This window comes from Phaeocystidibacter marisrubri, from assembly GCF_008933165.1.
Taxonomy (GTDB): domain Bacteria; phylum Bacteroidota; class Bacteroidia; order Flavobacteriales; family Schleiferiaceae; genus Phaeocystidibacter; species Phaeocystidibacter marisrubri.
This window is the reverse complement of sequence record NZ_WBVQ01000002.1, coordinates 1,290,325-1,306,837: the sequence shown is the minus strand read 5'-3', so window position 1 is coordinate 1,306,837 and position 16,513 is coordinate 1,290,325. Positions and strand designations below refer to the sequence as shown.

At 46.0% G+C, this 16,513-nt stretch carries 8 protein-coding genes; all 8 read right to left on the bottom strand.

Annotated features, from left to right (window positions below):
* Window positions 1-5: 5 nt before the first annotated feature.
* The 8 genes from F8C82_RS13015 to F8C82_RS12980 all read right to left on the bottom strand — a co-directional run bounded on the left by F8C82_RS13015 (window position 6) and on the right by F8C82_RS12980 (window position 16,308).
* Window positions 6-1,439: a ComEC/Rec2 family competence protein gene (locus tag F8C82_RS13015; RefSeq protein WP_151694026.1), complete on the bottom strand. Its 1,434-nt coding sequence runs from the start codon at window positions 1,437-1,439 to the stop codon at window positions 6-8.
* A 3-nt stretch (window positions 1,440-1,442) separates the two neighbouring features.
* Window positions 1,443-2,831 (bottom strand): ComEC/Rec2 family competence protein, encoded by a 1,389-nt coding sequence (locus F8C82_RS13010; RefSeq protein WP_151694025.1) that lies wholly within the window; start codon window positions 2,829-2,831, stop codon window positions 1,443-1,445.
* A 7-nt stretch (window positions 2,832-2,838) separates the two neighbouring features.
* Window positions 2,839-6,531 carry a hypothetical protein gene (locus tag F8C82_RS13005; protein WP_151694024.1) on the bottom strand — a complete coding sequence of 1,231 codons (3,693 nt, stop codon included), beginning with the start codon at window positions 6,529-6,531 and terminating at the stop codon, window positions 2,839-2,841.
* A 6-nt stretch (window positions 6,532-6,537) separates the two neighbouring features.
* On the bottom strand, window positions 6,538-10,071 hold the full coding sequence (locus tag F8C82_RS13000) for a hypothetical protein (RefSeq protein WP_151694023.1): 3,534 nt from the start codon (window positions 10,069-10,071) through the stop codon (window positions 6,538-6,540).
* Window positions 10,072-10,118: 47 nt separating this feature from the next.
* The gene (locus F8C82_RS12995; protein ID WP_151694022.1) at window positions 10,119-11,843 is read right to left on the bottom strand and encodes a Hint domain-containing protein; all 1,725 of its coding nucleotides are present in this window, start codon (window positions 11,841-11,843) and stop codon (window positions 10,119-10,121) included.
* 740 nt (window positions 11,844-12,583) lie between these two features.
* Window positions 12,584-13,462 carry a T9SS type A sorting domain-containing protein gene (locus F8C82_RS12990; protein ID WP_151694021.1) on the bottom strand — a complete coding sequence of 293 codons (879 nt, stop codon included), beginning with the start codon at window positions 13,460-13,462 and terminating at the stop codon, window positions 12,584-12,586.
* A gap of 170 nt (window positions 13,463-13,632) precedes the next feature.
* Window positions 13,633-15,468 (bottom strand): tetratricopeptide repeat-containing sensor histidine kinase, encoded by a 1,836-nt coding sequence (locus F8C82_RS12985; RefSeq protein WP_151694020.1) that lies wholly within the window; start codon window positions 15,466-15,468, stop codon window positions 13,633-13,635.
* 87 nt (window positions 15,469-15,555) lie between these two features.
* Window positions 15,556-16,308 carry a LytR/AlgR family response regulator transcription factor gene (locus F8C82_RS12980; protein ID WP_151694019.1) on the bottom strand — a complete coding sequence of 251 codons (753 nt, stop codon included), beginning with the start codon at window positions 16,306-16,308 and terminating at the stop codon, window positions 15,556-15,558.
* Window positions 16,309-16,513 lie beyond the last annotated feature (205 nt).

Here is a 16,513-nt window from a genome sequence, read left to right as displayed (position 1 = left end):
AGGACTTATATGGTTTGTTGGTGGTAACGCATCGTCCGAAGCGATGATGCCGGTCTGAAAATTTCCCGCTCACGTGTTCTAACCTGTGTCACGGGAATGGTCTCTTCCATTTGCTCCCCCTTCTCTTCTGCAGACAAGATTGAGGCTTTGGAAGTGGTAGTTGGCCCTGTGAATAACGTACCACCCAGTCGGGTATATCCACCAATCTCCAAGCTATTGCTCGAACCGCTGGTATCTATCTCAAATGTCCAACAAGCAAACTTGTTTAACGGTGTAGTACTGTCGATTGGCCCATCGGCCTTTTGCGCGCTACTTCCTCCGAGGTTGTATTTAAACCGTGCCTTCTTACTGAAGAGGGAACTGAAATTAGAATACTGGGTAGAGTAAGTGTTCGATTGCGATTCAAAAATGTGATACGTTTTAATAGGGCGCAACCCAGTTGGGAATGTGAGATCCAAGTCCAAATACCCATTCAGATGGTGGAGGTTTTTCCCTTTCAACCGTTTGTCTTTCAAAACAGGCGTCCCTATTGTGGGTAAGAATGTATTCATCAACTCCATGGAAGGATGACTGTGCATAGAGTAAGCACTAATCGAGATTGTCATGGAATTGACGATATCAGCAAAAGCCTTTACAATCGCCTTGTTCTTCGGACTTGCACTCTTTGTAGAAGATACGGCAAACCCCGTGGTTCGGCTACCGTGATGTGGAAGAGTTGTCATGAAATTGCTGCCGAATACCGATGTACCCCCTTCAAACACTTTCGCAATGGCTGCCATGGTTTTGAAGGTAGCATCACCACAAATCACATACGAAGTACCAGCATAGTACAAACCGCAAACCAAGGAAACTCTATTCTTGGGCTCGGCATACCTCAACCTCTTTTTTGGAGGCGGACTTGTCCCCGGATCTGTGCTGAGTTTGCCATCTAGCACATTGCCCCCTAATAGATGAACTTTCACAGAGTGGTCTGAGCTCTCCCAAAGGTAGTACTCATAAGCCTTTCTCTTTTTTGAATAATCCGTGCAATCCGCATCAGGTGTTTGAATGTCGTTTATCGTACAATAATGGTTATCCACTAGGTAATCGAGAACGTTATCTTTCTTACCCTTTTTGTACAGGCTGTACTCACCACCGTACCAAACCTCTCCCACTGCTGGCTTGGTAGTGAACTTCTTGAGAAGATCCATCGTCAAACTCACGTGATCATTATCGCTATGCGAGAAAAAGATGCAATCGATGGTGGGTGTATCCATCAATTCTACTCGATCGGCGATGTATTGTAGGTTGTTTTGTGTCTCCGCACTTGGATGATCCGTCCCGCAATCGAATAGTAGCGTCTCAACGATCTTGGTATTCGCCGAATTGTAGATTTCGACAAACGTGCATTGCCCCTGTCCTACATCCACCACCGATACGATCATATTTCCTCGTGCCATAACCTAGTGTTGAAATTGCATTACACGTTGATTGCTATTCCTTGTCTCTATTGTCCGGTATGGCCTTACTTCCTTCCTTCTAATCCTAACCTTGGGTACTGGCTGTTTATCCTGCAATTGAGGTGCAGCGACGCCCGAAGTTGCAGCTGCTGTGAACGGTGCTGAACTCATGTTGGCCATTCCGCAGATCAATGCTTGGTCACTAGCTGAAGGCACCGAAAAAAGCCAACTGGCAAACCCATTAATGGCCATTACTGAACTATCCACACCAGAGGAGGCGTTCACTTGACTTGTTCCAATCTGATACGAGACCGTACCGTAGCCATCAAAATACCGGGTTGAAAAAGTGTTTATTCGAGTCTCAAAGGAATAGACCTGCCTTGGTACCAGCGTCATTCCTGAACTGTTGGTGAGATCCTGATCAAAATAGGCCGTTACCCTGTGTGAATTGGCTTCATTTAGACGCGGATCCCGAATGATTGGAGTTGTTACCGTAGGAATAAAGTGATTGATTAGTTCCAAAGACGGGTGATGATGCTTCTCATACGCGCTGATTGTAATCGTCTTAGATTTGACGCAAGCCGCAAAAGTGTCAACCACGGCGATTGCTCCTGAACTTGCGGCATCACTAGATTTCACAGCAAAGCCAGTAGCACGACTACCGTGATGCGGCAGTGTGGTCATAATATTATTCGAGAACTTAGAAGAACCTGTCATCAACCCGCCAATGGCAGCCATGGTCTTATTGGTGGCATCTCCACAAATGACAAAACAAGTATTTCCGTAATACAGAGCACAGACAATGGAAACACGGTTCTTCTCTTCTGCATTCGACTGTGTCCCTACGTCTTCATCCTCATCCCAATCGGGATCATCCGAAATCACATTTGAGGCAATGGCGAAAATGACGATCTGTTCGCTGCTCGTCTTCCAGAGACAACCATCATAAGCGTCAGTTGTTTTGATATAGTTCGTGAAATTACCACAGGTCTTATCGATATTGAGCATATCACAAAACCCCTCTTCACTCATGTAGTCGAGGATATTAAAACCATACTTCGTGTAGTTGTCCCAGCAGCCTCCGTACCAGACCTTTTTAACGAGAGGTTTCTTTGTTTCATTGATCTTATCCAACAAGTATTTCGTAAGACTGATGTGATCCTTGTCGCTGTGTGAAAAGACCATGCAATCAATAATCGGCTTATCCATAGAGAGCACCATTGCTGCAATAGTGTCTAGATTGATATACACTTCTGAACTCCCCTTATCCGATCCACAATCAAAAAGCAAAGTGTTCGTAATCTTGGTATTGGAAGAATCGTATATAGCGACAAAAGTGCTCTGACCTTGTCCCACATCTACCACATATACATCCATTTTGCCATGTGCCATGATCGCGCTATTTAATCGGAGGAGTTCTTCTCCCCGTCAGTTGTTTCCGCTCTGTTCTACTCAGTTTGACTTTTTGGCCCTCAACCTCATCACCTTCAATTGCGGTAGCGCCATCACCCCCACTCTCTCCATTGTCGTATGCAGCATACCAACCGAGTGCTCCTTTCGGATCATCAGGATTTCCAAATAATACCACGTCAAAGTTGCCAGGAGGAAAACTCCACAAAAGGATGGAAAGGGCGAACCGCTTCAAACGAAGGTTATATGCCAGTTTCTCTTCGCCTTCAGATGTCTTCGTATAGGTTTGGAAAACAAAATTTCTAAAACCGAGCTTGAGCACTCCTTGAAGCGGGAGACTTCCACCTACGGAAGGAATGTTCGGCAACTTGAGTCCAACATAAGAAGGCGAATCTCCTTGGGCACTACCCTCCGACCAAGCTACCAAAATGGTAACCTTAAGACTTTGTCCACCCGATAAAGCACCGAGTGTACCCATGTCTAATATGTACTGCATCCCAAACCATGTTGGGACCATTGGGGTTTGATCTATAGGAGCGGACACGGAAGAAAAACCTAGATCTTCAGGTGTTTGTCCTGATGGCGCTTCTCCCTCACCGCTTAGGTTTGGACTAGCGATCAAGTTTCCCATGGTAAGAGGGAAATTATTGAACAGTCCGCTGTTTCTAACCACACTGTTGGAGAGGTCAAAACTCAATGCCTCTTCGTGAGCCACAAAGGTTTGATCTTCAGGCGTGGTGATATTGAAAATCATATCAATCTCCAACCCATTGAAGCGCAAGAATCCATCTGTACCCTTCTCGGGGTCAGGACCAAAGGAAAACAGGTCGAAGTTGTAATCCACAAGGAATCGCAGGTTGCCCGTAAGCATGAACGAGGTGAGAATGGTCTCGGGATCGTCTGGCTTCCCCCCAGTAACTAGCCGTACGGACAACACTTCCATGCTGACAAGCGCAGATTGTGAACCTGTAAACACGTTTTCTCCAGTGAGGGCAAAGGCATAAGTAGGCGAACCTCCAACATTCTGATAGGTTCCGTTAATGATGAGGTTGTTACCTCTAGCTGCTTGTACTTTAGCAAGTGGAGTGGCTAGAAGCTTATTGAGCATCAGCTCTATTTGTGTACTGAAATCGGCAAGAGAGGCATTGGCAAACCTGGCCTTCAGTTGCATGGTTTTAAAGGCAAACTGAACACTCTCGTCCCTGTACAGATCCTTCGAATCGGTGTAATCTACGAGACCAAATGCGGCCGTTTGATCCAATTGTGGACGACCACTGGTTACCGTAAATGGCGTTTGAGAAAATCCAATATGATGGGCGTAGAACTTCGTCATGTCCACACCCGCAAGTAAGAATTTCAGGTCATCTGGAAACTCTGTCACATCAACTGGAGTATTCAAGAAAAGAAACCCATTCCAGTTGGGGTTAGACGCCACGGTATTGTAGAAAATTCGATAGTCTTCAGTAGCTTCTGGAGATTTTGAGTCCTCGATTATCCCCTGAAGTATGTCTTGGGTAAAGCCCAATGTACCGCCTTCTGGCGTGGCCACTTCTGGCCAGAGCCAACTGCTGGAATCCCCTGCCAGTTCTTCGAGAGATCGATTGCAGAATTTGGCAATCATCAAGGTTGGGCTGTCGGGATACTTGTCAACCGATCTCCACGAACGCGGAGACAATTGAAAAGTCCAATCATCCATTTCCACTTTGAGGATACCAGCTACATCGAGAACATTGGGCCAGTAGGTTGCTGTTGATGGGCCTTCCGCTACAGCGGCAAAGTCACTTTCGGTTTCATAGATCTTCCCTACTTCAACGGCATTGTAAACATCCGTGATAATATCTTCTGGAACTCCCTGTGCACGAAGTAGGTCTTTGTCAGGATCTTCCGTTAATCTGTATTCTACAGATGTACCCTTCATCAGTTCATCCACGTTGATCGCCGCGAAGAACAGTTGATTGCTTTGCAATGATTCCTTGAATTTTCCGGACACCATTGTAAGGGCTACTTTTTCATAAGTACTATTGGGCATATTGCCAATGTAGAGTCCGTCAAACTCGTCATACGTCCCGTTCAATTCCGCTATCAAACCTTGCGGTGTAACTCCTAGCGGATCCGTAGAAGCTCTAACGCGACGCTTGGGCATCACTCTTTCTTCAACGGGAATGGCATCTATCCCGTAAGCGGCTCCCAATGAAAAGTGACGATAGGGCGAGATGCTAGCGTGCTCTAGTTTGGTGGCTAGAAAAGTGAAATCCGCATCCAACCCCGCATAAATCCCGCTAGGAAAAACTTTAGGGAAAGTGCTCATGCCCGCGGATAACTGATAAGCCGGCATCGCATTGAAGGCTAGCAGATCACTACTGAGATTGTCCTTCCCAGAGAAAACGGGAGCCTGTTTAGGTTGCGCAAAGTAGGTACGCCCCGCATTCCCCGAATCTGGAATAACGGTTAGATATGAGGTAGTAGCGGCATCAGTCAGTGCATCAGATATAGGCTGAGCTTCACTGCTTCCCACTCTTTGCGGAACATACGCAGGTTGCCCCCCTTTGAACACGATAAGATCGTCGTTCGCCCCACCTAGAGCCACATACTCCAATCCCGATAATCCCAGTAACAACTGGTAGGATTCGATGGCAGTCGCCCCCTCCGCGGACTTTACAGCTGCAGGCGGTACGGTAACCGTAATCTTAAAGGTTCCTTCGGGACTTAAATGATAATCATTCACTCCGTCCATGAAGGCATTGGACGGACTCATGCCGAAAACAAGACGAGCCGCTGGCACACTTCCCGATGCAGGTTGAGGTTCTAATCCAATGGCATAGCCTCTGGTGGTTCTAAGGTAGGAATGGATGATTCCCGGACTACTCCCATCGCTTTCCAGTAATGAAACAAAGGATCGTGCAGAAATCAATGGATTCAACGGGTCAAACGCTGCAACCAATCCCATTGCATTGGACTGATTATAAAAAACGGGCATGTACAGTAGAGCTGTAGCACCTGTTTCCTTTGGCGCATCATCTCCATCGTTCTCCAAAAAGCCCGGAGCTCCGGCGTATTGCAAACCGACTTTGAGCGATGTCCATAATGTATCCTCTCCAGAAGCGGCGGGAATGGAAAGCACACCCGTAATACACCCAACAGCATCTCCCGAAAATGGAATTTTACAACTGCCATACGAGTATCCGCCCAATGGGCCATTGAACATGCCATTTCCCGAAATGGTGAATCCACCTCCATCGGTGTCATTGATATAATCCAGGCTGGACTTGCCGGGCACTACAATGTGATAGCTCCCTGTGATAAAAGAGAATGAGCGGGCGATACTCCACTCAATAGATGCGCCGCTGCCCATACACCGTGCATCCATTGCCGTACTAGGCCAGTAACGGTAAGAACCTCCAGAATTATCCAACCACAATGAGCGCAACTGGCCCTGTGGATTCAAACCCTGAAGGAGTAGTTTAAGTTGATTTTGAAAGGTGGCCCAATCGTCTGGAGTTTGCTTCAGAAACAGATAAAAACCGCTTGTGTTTTGCCAAATGTCAGCGGTACTCAACGTTCCATGAAGCTGCCCATCTATGTTAAAATAGCCCGCCCAATACCCATCTACTCCACTATCCAAGGCGGTAGAAAGCCCGAATAGGGAGGTATCTGTAATCTGGGTAAAAGTCGGAGCACTCATTCTGTTTTATTGTAAGGTTACCTGATCTCCTGGTAGCAGTGGCATGGAAAGCGAATCCGACCCAATGCCATCTGCATAGGTGACAAATCCGTTCCAGTCGAAGAGAACTTCTACTACAGAGGCCACAGATTGACTGCTGTCGGTATTTGTGATGACTGGTGCAAGTGAACGGTATACACGAAGGGTTTGTAATGCTTTGGAAGCAGTAACTGGTCGATGTCCATGTTGGTCAAGCAAGTTTCCAACCGTTGTACCGATGGGAACCAGTTTCTCTACTCCGTTTAAAACGACATAGATCATCGCCTGCAATACTGTTCTAGCTCTGAAATAGGCGACAGCATTCTGCGAAGGGTCAATGCCCACACTCTGTAAGCTGGTATAATCTGATGCAGCCGCCAACGCGAAGTTGGAACTGATGGTGGTTGATCCCGTTGATGTAGCAGGAGGAACCGTACCGGGAACAAACATGCGGTAGAAAGGCTGAAGGAATGCGCTGTAGTACAGATCAGAATCTCCTGCAACGCCCGAAGCCTGTGTGCCACTTGTATTCACATATGGCGCATCCACGTGCAGTGCTTGCTGCGCACTCAAGGCACTTAGGAATGCATTGAAACCCGTCCGCCAATTGCTACCTGCGGTATATCCACCAATTTCAAAATCCAAAGAAGCCGCACCTGCATAGCCAGGAACCCAAGTGTTCACATCGGTTCCCGTCACCTCTTGATAGTCACTAATCGACGCCCGTAACACCATTCCGGGTCTCAAGTCTATACTCGCAGAACCCACAGACGTATCCGTAGTTAACCCAAAATTGTAATAGAGAAGTTCCGCAAAGGTCTGCGGCATATATCTACCAATGGCAGATTGCAATAAGCTTATTCCGTAAGGTGTGGCTCCAGCTTCTCCAGTTGGACTTTCAACGGCCTTTAAGAAGGCGATGTAATCAGACTGCAGGGTGGTTCGGATACTGTCCAATTCAAACTTCCATACCTCATCGTCGGCTGCTATGGTCAATTTATACGGCAATGAGGTATTGCCCGATGGCTCAATCGTAAACGGCCCTTGGGTTATCGGATTTGTTCCCAACGCACCAGAGGCAGCGCCCAATTCTGGAAAATATAACGTGATCGCCGTCTTAGTCGGGTTTGCCGCATTGGTACCCAGCATAGCCGTATTGAGACCGGGGTAAACGTAAGGAACGGCAGTGGATGATGGCTCTGCGCTTGGAAAAATTCCCTCTGTAAACAAGGGTAGAGAAGCACCGGCGAGACCCGTTCCTTCAACGCTTACAGCCTGAACAAAGGCCGTGTATGTTTTTGCGTTATCTAATCCCGTTGGAGTAAACGACGCGTTTGTTTCTGTGCTTGTTCCACTGTACACGCTAGCGCTGGAATTCGAATCATCAAACAAACTAATGTTGTAGAGCTTGGCTTCCGATACAGCCTCCCACGACATCTGTACGGTGACACCGTTAAAACGAATACTGACGGCATTGGCCGCATTCGATGGAATCTGTACCCAATCCGAAACGGGTCCAGTGACATTCACGCCATTGGACGTTCCCAATGCCTGAACATTAAAGCTTTGCCTTTGACCAGGAGTTAAAGCTGTGGTCAAGGTGTGGGTGGTTCCAGTAACTCCCGTGGTGGGACTTCCAGAAGAATAATGAATTGTATAGGTAGCGGCTCCTGACACTGCATCCCAGTTCAAAACCGACTTATTATCGGTTGGATTCACGGTAATATTTCCAATACTTGGAGCAGCCATTAAGAGCGTTCCATAACTCTTATTCCCCATGGTATTATCGGTCACCAAAACCGTATTTCCAATGCGGGCATTAACCATGATCTGAGGATTGGCAACACCTTCTAAGCCTAACTCTGCCAAGGATACTGCACCCTGCAGACTTGAAGTAAACGGACCCGTGTAAACAGGCTTCCCACTTGAATCCGCAATTACCATTTGGTAAGACACCGGAAGCGTGTTACTTGCTGGAAGATTCGCTGGCGCGGCCCAAGAAGCTGTGATTTGATCGGTGGAACATCCAGCATTGCTCAATAGAGGTGGAACCAAAGTAATGGCGTAAGAAGCGGTAGGGGAAACCCCTCCTGAAGCTCCTGTAGCACCCAACACAATGCTATGAGATTTGGTGAGATCAATAGCCGTCTTATCTATGCTCAAGCTGTAGCTAGGTGAAGATGTAGTATGAGAAGCTACACTGGTCCCTCCATCTTCAACAACCTCAATTTGGTAACTAGCTACATTGGCCGCATCATCAGGTAGACGATTAATAATCAAGTCAATATCCCATTTCGTCCCATCTGATGAGGAAACGATATTTGCTGAGATGAGTTGTGGTGCCGTGGCGAGGAGATACGCATTGGAAGATAGTGGACCCGATAGAACGGAAGTCTTACCCCGCGCCACCACGCTTAGTCCAACGGCATTAAGCGCATTGTACGTAAATGAGACGGCTTTCGAACTTACCGCTTGCGGTCCCGCTACTTGCTTTTTCCTATCCATGAGGTAGGCCTCCCCATTCGTTACATCCACAGCTGCAACCACACTGAGCTGATCAGCGCTCAGAGCTACATTCGTTACAGGGGGAACACTCGCAATGATGCTTGAATTGAGAGGCTGTGCCACCATATTATCGGCCACTGTACGGATATTGACCGTCACTTGATCCGAATCGGGAAGGATGATAGGAATACTGGCTGAGTTCACCCCTCCACTCCCTGTTGCCACAATTTTATCATTTACGAGGATTTCAACTAGACTACTATCCGGGTCGGCACAATCCGCTTGAGTATCTAAATCCCATGTTAGCGACAGGTTTTTGCCATCGTAACTGGCATTGGTCACCGTCTTTGCCACTTGCGGAATACCGACAAGCTGACTCAGCGGACCATAGCTAAACGGGGCGGCAAAGTTGCCTTGTCCTCCACCATTAGTAACGGGCACTGCCGCCTGAACGGCTAAAGAGTAAACGGGAGGATATCCCGTCTGAGACATGGCAAACTCAACGATGTTTCCCTGAATTGTAGAAGACCCTATTTCCACATGAGTGCCTCCGGAAAGGGAATAGAGTGTCACCTTCGAACCGATACCAATGCCCGATGAACCAAGATCAATTCTAGCGGACACATTTGTTCCGTCAAATTGGGCAGATTGAATGACGGGTGAACCCGCAGAAATAGGAGCGCTACCCATGGCATCGTCCCAATTAATTCCAGCTGAGGGAGTACCTCTATTCACCCATATTCCATCCACCATATAGGAAGCGGCGGAAGACAGAGGGAAACTGGGCTGAAAGTTCGCATTCGATTTACTCGTCCCTGCACCATCTGAATCAGAAGTTCCAATAACCGTAGAATCATCCGCTGAACGAAGACGAATAACAAAAATAGGGTCAGTAATAGTACTCGGGATCTGTGAGGTATCGGCCTGAACGGCAACACCAGCGGTAGTGACCCCAGGGGGTAATGTTGCATACGGGCTGGTATACAACGCCTTGGTAATTACGTTTACTGTGCTCATGATTGTGGTGTTTTAGGGCGGACCAGAACAGGTCCGCCCATTGGGATCTAGTACCTATTCTGCTTCACTGCACTTGAGTAATCTACATGCAGCTTTTCATCCACTTGAGTCAACGCGGCAGACGTGTTAAGTCGACCGGTTTTATGATGGTGGATAAATGTATTCTGATCACCACTCAAGATCCCTCCTGAGTAATACCCCACCTTATTCGTTGGGAAATTCGGGTTGGATTGTTCTTCAGGACTTCCTAGCATAAGTCCTACAAAGTTTGCTTTCATCTCAACCGGCTCAATAGAGACAATTTCAGATGGGCCATCGGTGGTGAGAATGGTGCTTCCAACCGCCAGATGCTTCATCTTTTCAACTTGATTATCAGCCGTAAACACCGTGTGATGAGCAGTGGCAACCAACTGTTTTCCATTCTTCGTCACCACGCGTAAGATCTTATCCTGACGTGTTCCATCACCATCCGCATCGGAACTGTGAAGTCCTTTCACGGTTGCAGCCACAGCGTAAGACTGTCCATTTGCAGAGCGAACACGGTGGGTTTCATTCACCTTCTCAACAGGAAGTTCTGATCCATCTTCGAGAATCACCATGGTGCCTTCCGCTACACAGTGCCACCAGAAATAGAGGTTCAAAATCTTTGTGCAGTTAATAGAAGATTCATCTGGAGTATCCTTACTACACACATAAAACGGCTCTGCCGCAGACCCATCCGTAAAAGGGATATTATTAAAGGCAAAGTAGAAGAAGCACTCTATCTCATTGACTAAAGAACTCGGATTATATACGAGGGAGTTGGTTGTCTGGTAGCCATTATCTCCAGCTCCTTTACCATCAAACGGGAATGACCAGTTCAATACATTGGGGGCAGCCCCTTGTGACATTGCGGCGAGAACTTTCGCATCCGTGGTGTAGGCCGTAGCACGCTCTGATGTTAACGACTGATCTGTATCGTCTACAAAGATTTTTGTCTCAAAATTATTGATGGATAATGCGCCAAAATCAATCGTTCCGGATAGTCCTACATTCCCAACAAAAGGAACAATCAGATAGGGAGAAGGAATATTGGTCGCTTCACAATAAATATAATCTGTGGTGGATGGGGGCGTAACCCCTGTGGTACGTCCTACTGCAATTTGAACGTTGGTGTTGCTCGTTGTACATGGAGCCGTCACAACCGCGGTAATTCCTCCAGACCCTTCATAACAAGGCGGAGTATCCTCAGCAGCCAAATCTCGTGTAACCAGCGAGGAGGTAGTAGGTATAGAAGGTCTTGAATACGCGTAGAATCGGGATGATCCATCGGGCGATGTTGAAAAACCTACATACAATACGTCAATCAAACTCCCTGCGGCAGAAGCCAAATCCGCTTGTGTAGAACATCCCAAAAAGCCACTCTGTACAGAGGTGTTATGCCCTTGAGCAAGTAGCTCACCTGACACGTGATCGAACACATAGGTACTTCCTCCCATGAGCGTAGTAGCAACCTTACTTTGAGACCAGATGTTGGCCGTTGCTTTTCCTGCCGCGGTCTTTCCGGCATCTACCATGGTTGCTTCGTCTATTGCATCACCAACATATAGCTTGCCTTTTAAGGCCGCATATAAGTTGGGATATTTGTCTTCCGTTCGGTTAGCGGAATTCAATGCCGCCATGATAGCGTCATATTGATTGTTATTCAGATAGGTGGTCTGATTATCCGGTAGTGACTGTTGCAATGCACGCAGCACGCCTGCATCCGATTTATTTGCAAGATTAGAATTCATGGTAGAGGTAGTTGGTAATTAATTTTTGATATTTAATTCCAATAAATCTACCACTATTATTGCCGAAAAATATATACGTATTTATACGTATTTTTCTCGTATTTACCGAAAATAATGCGCTGCAAACCCTATGAAATATAGAAAGTTAGACTTTCTTCTGATGAGTAAAAAAATCATCAATATTGCAATAACACCCATTGGAAGAAGGCCACCCTACCCTGCAGCAACCAATTGAAAATCAAAGTATTTATTTAATTCAACGAACAAGCATTCCCTTTCTCTTTATCTCCGCGAATAGATCAAAGCAAAAAGCGACTCGTCTAAACCCGCATAAACACAGACTTTAGCTCGCATTGAGTACTAAACGCAGCATCACCCATACTCAATATAATCATTTATTTAACCTAAAAATTACACGAAAAATATTAGCTCTAATGTGTAGGAATATTCTCTCTTTTAAGTTCGATGTCCTAGCGAAAGAGAGAATGCTCCTTTAACAAAAACCCGAAGCCCATCAGCTGTTTCAATCACATCCTAAGTGAAGCCCTATTCATGGACAAGAGGGGCTCCAATCCAACTTTACACTACCCCTAAAAACAAAAACAGGAGCCAGCTAAAGCCAACCCCTGTCTACAACACCTACCTCTCTCTGAACGATTGTGTGAATTTAGATTGAGTAGCTGTAGTCGTGTTTATTACACCTATCGAGATCCATTACCGATTGATCTTGACTTCGCAGGTTAGTGCTTGATGATTCTTCTTGTAAAAACCCTGCCTCCTCTTGCTTGAATGGTTACCAAATAGGTACCCTGAGCCAAATTGCTAATATCAACAGGATGGTTGGTGTTCTTCTGAACAGTAAACGTACTCAACAGACGACCATCAAGAGCGCTAATGCTAGCCGTTACAGGCTCAGTGTTGCTATTGGCAATTGTGAGTACGTCTGAGGCTGGCATGGGATACATGGTGATATGATCTTCCACATTTTCCTCGTCTAAAGAAACGGTGGACACGGTTCCATATTTGTAGTCGAAATCGAAGTAAATATCGGAACCCATGTTGCCATTAGTCACGTTGTAGCATTTCATGGCAACAAACATCCCTGTGTTGCGAATTCTAGCGATGTAAACGGCTCCTTCCGTCATCGACTCAATGCTTGAATCGGGAACACCAGCGTTGTACTCGTCGCGTAATTCAGTTGCACTCGTTGCGTTCGTGTAGTCAAAACTTGAAGAAGCAACCACCCAGCTGGTCGTGCTATTTCCTCGGATGTCTCCAGCCCAAATGCTGCTCGTTCCAGAGGTAATCCCAAACGCTTTACCCGTTCCTGAAGCAGGGCCATTGTGCTCTACCATGTCGATGTTCTGCTCTTCGCCATTGGTGTATCGACCAAAATTTGCAGGATTGAAACTGCTCACAAAATCGTGGGCAACGAAATCATATCCCGACTTCTCACCGCTTGGCCCGCCATTCGCGTTACGCGCCCCTGGGCTATGGTGTTCGTACAAGCGCTTACCAACAATTTCAGTTAAAACTTGTGCCTCGGAAGATGCGCTTATCAATAAGCAGCAAATGAGCATCCATACGGTGTTCTGCTTGTGTAAAAATTTTACCATCATATACTGATTTTAGATACCGTCACCCAACCCCATTTTCTAGGGTTATTGTGACTATTGAGATGTTGTCTTGGAGTAAACGTATTCATAGAAACACGAATACTTTGTACCAATTTGCAATTGGGAGACCTCAGTTTATAATTGGTCGGTATTGATTTTTTTCTCCCAGAGCACTAACGAAACGGCATCCAGATTTTAACAACAGTACCAGATGGCTGCCCCTCCTCGTCATACAAGTCCGACACCTCAAAGCGCACCTCAGCTTGTGAATCGAATAATCGGAGGCGCTCTTCTACATTAGAGTAGGCCTTAGACTTGTAATACCGCTGCTTTCGCATTTTGATTTCCGCTGCACGCTCCCGCCCAATTCCGTTATCGGAAATCTCACATAGAATCTGTTGAGGCAGCTTGCGTAACACAATGCTCAATCGCCCCTCTCTAGCGCTTAAATTGATCAGTCCGTGGGTGATTGCATTCTCCACAAAAGGCTGAATAATCATGCTCGGTATTTCGAAGATCTCATCCTCCAAAATAGCGTCTACCGACAATTCATAGGAGAACTTATTGTTGAATCGGGTCGCCTCAATTTCTACATAGTCTTTGATAAGTCCTATCTCATCTTCTAAAGGCACAAAGTCAAAGTCTGAATTCTCGAGTACTCTGCGGAGTAGGCTGGCAAACTGAGCGAGGTATTGGTAGGTTTTTTCTTTTTGAGAATTGAGCACAAAACCCTGAGCTGTGTTGATGCTATTAAAAATGAAATGCGAATTGATCTGAGATTTCAGTGCCTTTAATTTTGTGGAAGCCAAAGCGGCCTCAAGTCCAGCTTGCGACACCTTTCTCTTCTGCGCCCTCAACCAATAGAGCACGAATACAGCGGCGATGAGAAATAGAGCAGCCGAGATCACCCATATATTCTGGAAACGCATGCTCATAATTTGACTTTCCTTCTCCAAGTTCTCGGCAATGGACTTCATGAGCCTTTTCTCGGTTTCGGCATTTTGATAGCGTGCCTCCATTTTGGCAATGGCCGCGGTATTAGTCACTTCGTTGATGCTATCGGCAATTGCAACGCGCTTTCGCAATGCCTCGTAGGCGCTTTCATTTCTTCCCGACTGATAAAGCGCTTCGGAAAGCAAATCGTACCCTTTAATCCAGCGATCTACATACCCTTTCTCCAGGGCTTCACTCAAGCCTTTTTCAATATGAGATATAGCTTCTTCGTGATTGCCTTTGGCCAAGTAATACTCTCCAATACTGATGTGAAATAATCCGGGCACACCTTCTTCACTGTTGGACCGATTAAAAATATCAGAGCTTCGGTTGAAATAGAACCCGGCCGAATCCAGTTGACCTAGCTTCAAGTAGGCCGTACCCAAATTGAAATCTGAATAGGCTAGTCTGGCGCTATCCCCCAACTCCACTCTTAAAGCTCTAGATTGAAGAAAATAGGAAATGGACAATTCCAGCTTCCCTTCTTTTCGGCTCAGCGCCCCCAGATTATTGTAGGCGTGATCCATCCTAGTGGAATCTCCTATTAATTGCAACCAATGCAAGGATTGCTCGAGAAAATCCATAGCCTCTTCCGTCTCATTCAACTCCATGTGGATGAGTCCCAACACATTGAGTGCTCGAGCCATTTCAAGAGAGTCTAACTGCTCATTTTCTAAGATCTCTTTGGCCTGATAAGCACTTCTTAGCGCTCCCTCGTAGTTTACCTGAACGAGGTAAATCCATGATTTCAATAATTCAGCCCGAACCACCCCAACGGTGTACTGCTCATTCCTACTGTCACGGATAAGCCGGTCTACCACATCCATAGCCAGCAACTTGGAACTGTCTAATACGATCTCCGCATATCGAAGACCAGCCTTCGACCGCTCTTCCACATCATTTGACTCCAACATGACAGAGTTCAAACTATCCAAAGAGGGCTGGGCCCAAACCGCAAAGGATTGCAGAAAGAAAATTCCACAAATAATGGAGGAGAAAAGAAGATTTCTATTCATTCAACAAATGAAAGACAACATGGGACATCGTGCGATAAGAATTTGTTTCTGTCCGCATTGATTTTACACTCTATGCTTTAGAGTTTGTTATGAGTTCAACGACAATGCCTCAAGCAAGCCACTTTTTCTGTTTTTTGAAACACTCAGCTCGCTACCATCTTCCATGATCACATACCCTCCTATGGACTTGCTGAACTTTCTCAAGTACATAAGATTAATAAGGGTCGCGCTATGAATTCTATAAAAACTATACTCCGAAAGTATCTCTGAATAATACTTCAGGTTCTTAGACGTGGTCAATTTTTCGCCATTCTTTAGATAAATATGAGAATAGCTACCATCGGCCTTACAGTATAGTATGTCCGATACTTTCACAAACTCAAACCCATCTAAAGTGGGAATAGACAGTTTGTGATGACCTCTGTTTTCGGTGAGCAAGTTGGTAAACATGTGTTTGACTTTCTTTACATCATCCACGGGTCCACCAAAGTGTTGAAGTCGTGCTACTGATCGTTTTAGTTCCTGAGGACTTACAGGCTTTACGAGGTAATCCAAGGCCGAGAACCTTATCGCCCGAAGGGCAAATTTTTCATGTGCAGTAACAAAAATTAAGTGAAAATTGGTGTTTTCGAGTAGCTCTAGAAGATCAAAGCCCGTGTCCGTTCCCATTTCAATATCCAAGAACACCAACTCTGGCTCATGTGATTTAATCAAGCCATAAGCCGTTCTGATATCAGTGGCTGTACCTACAATCTCCACATCTTCTAGGAAAGTGTTCACCAACGCCGTGAGGGTATCAATACTATCTTGTTCATCATCTACTATTATTGCGTTTATCATATGGACCGATTAAAGAAAAACACAGATCTTATCTCTAGCGTCTATCGATTCGCCATTCAGGCGAGATGCGGAAAATAAGCCTTCTTGACAGCATTGCACAACCCAAAGTTAACAAGGTCCCATTTGGGTTAGTGAACGATCGCAAAACGGTTATCCTTTAGCTTTAAGATCAATTCCGGTGTCCAAGTATTGCGTGGTTTGAACA

Bases quoted from the DNA above. Each gene is read 5' to 3' on its own strand.
- F8C82_RS13010 (WP_151694025.1), bottom strand. From the start codon at position 2,831: ATGGCACATGGCAAAATGGATGTATATGTGGTAGATGTGGGACAAGGT.
- F8C82_RS12985 (WP_151694020.1), bottom strand. From the start codon at position 15,468: ATGAATAGAAATCTTCTTTTCTCCTCCATTATTTGTGGAATTTTCTTT.
- F8C82_RS12995 (WP_151694022.1), bottom strand. From the start codon at position 11,843: ATGAATTCTAATCTTGCAAATAAATCGGATGCAGGCGTGCTGCGTGCA.
- F8C82_RS13015 (WP_151694026.1), bottom strand. From the start codon at position 1,439: ATGGCACGAGGAAATATGATCGTATCGGTGGTGGATGTAGGACAGGGG.
- F8C82_RS13005 (WP_151694024.1), bottom strand. From the start codon at position 6,531: ATGAGTGCTCCGACTTTTACCCAGATTACAGATACCTCCCTATTCGGG.
- F8C82_RS12980 (WP_151694019.1), bottom strand. From the start codon at position 16,308: ATGATAAACGCAATAATAGTAGATGATGAACAAGATAGTATTGATACC.
- F8C82_RS12990 (WP_151694021.1), bottom strand. From the start codon at position 13,462: ATGATGGTAAAATTTTTACACAAGCAGAACACCGTATGGATGCTCATT.
- F8C82_RS13000 (WP_151694023.1), bottom strand. From the start codon at position 10,071: ATGAGCACAGTAAACGTAATTACCAAGGCGTTGTATACCAGCCCGTAT.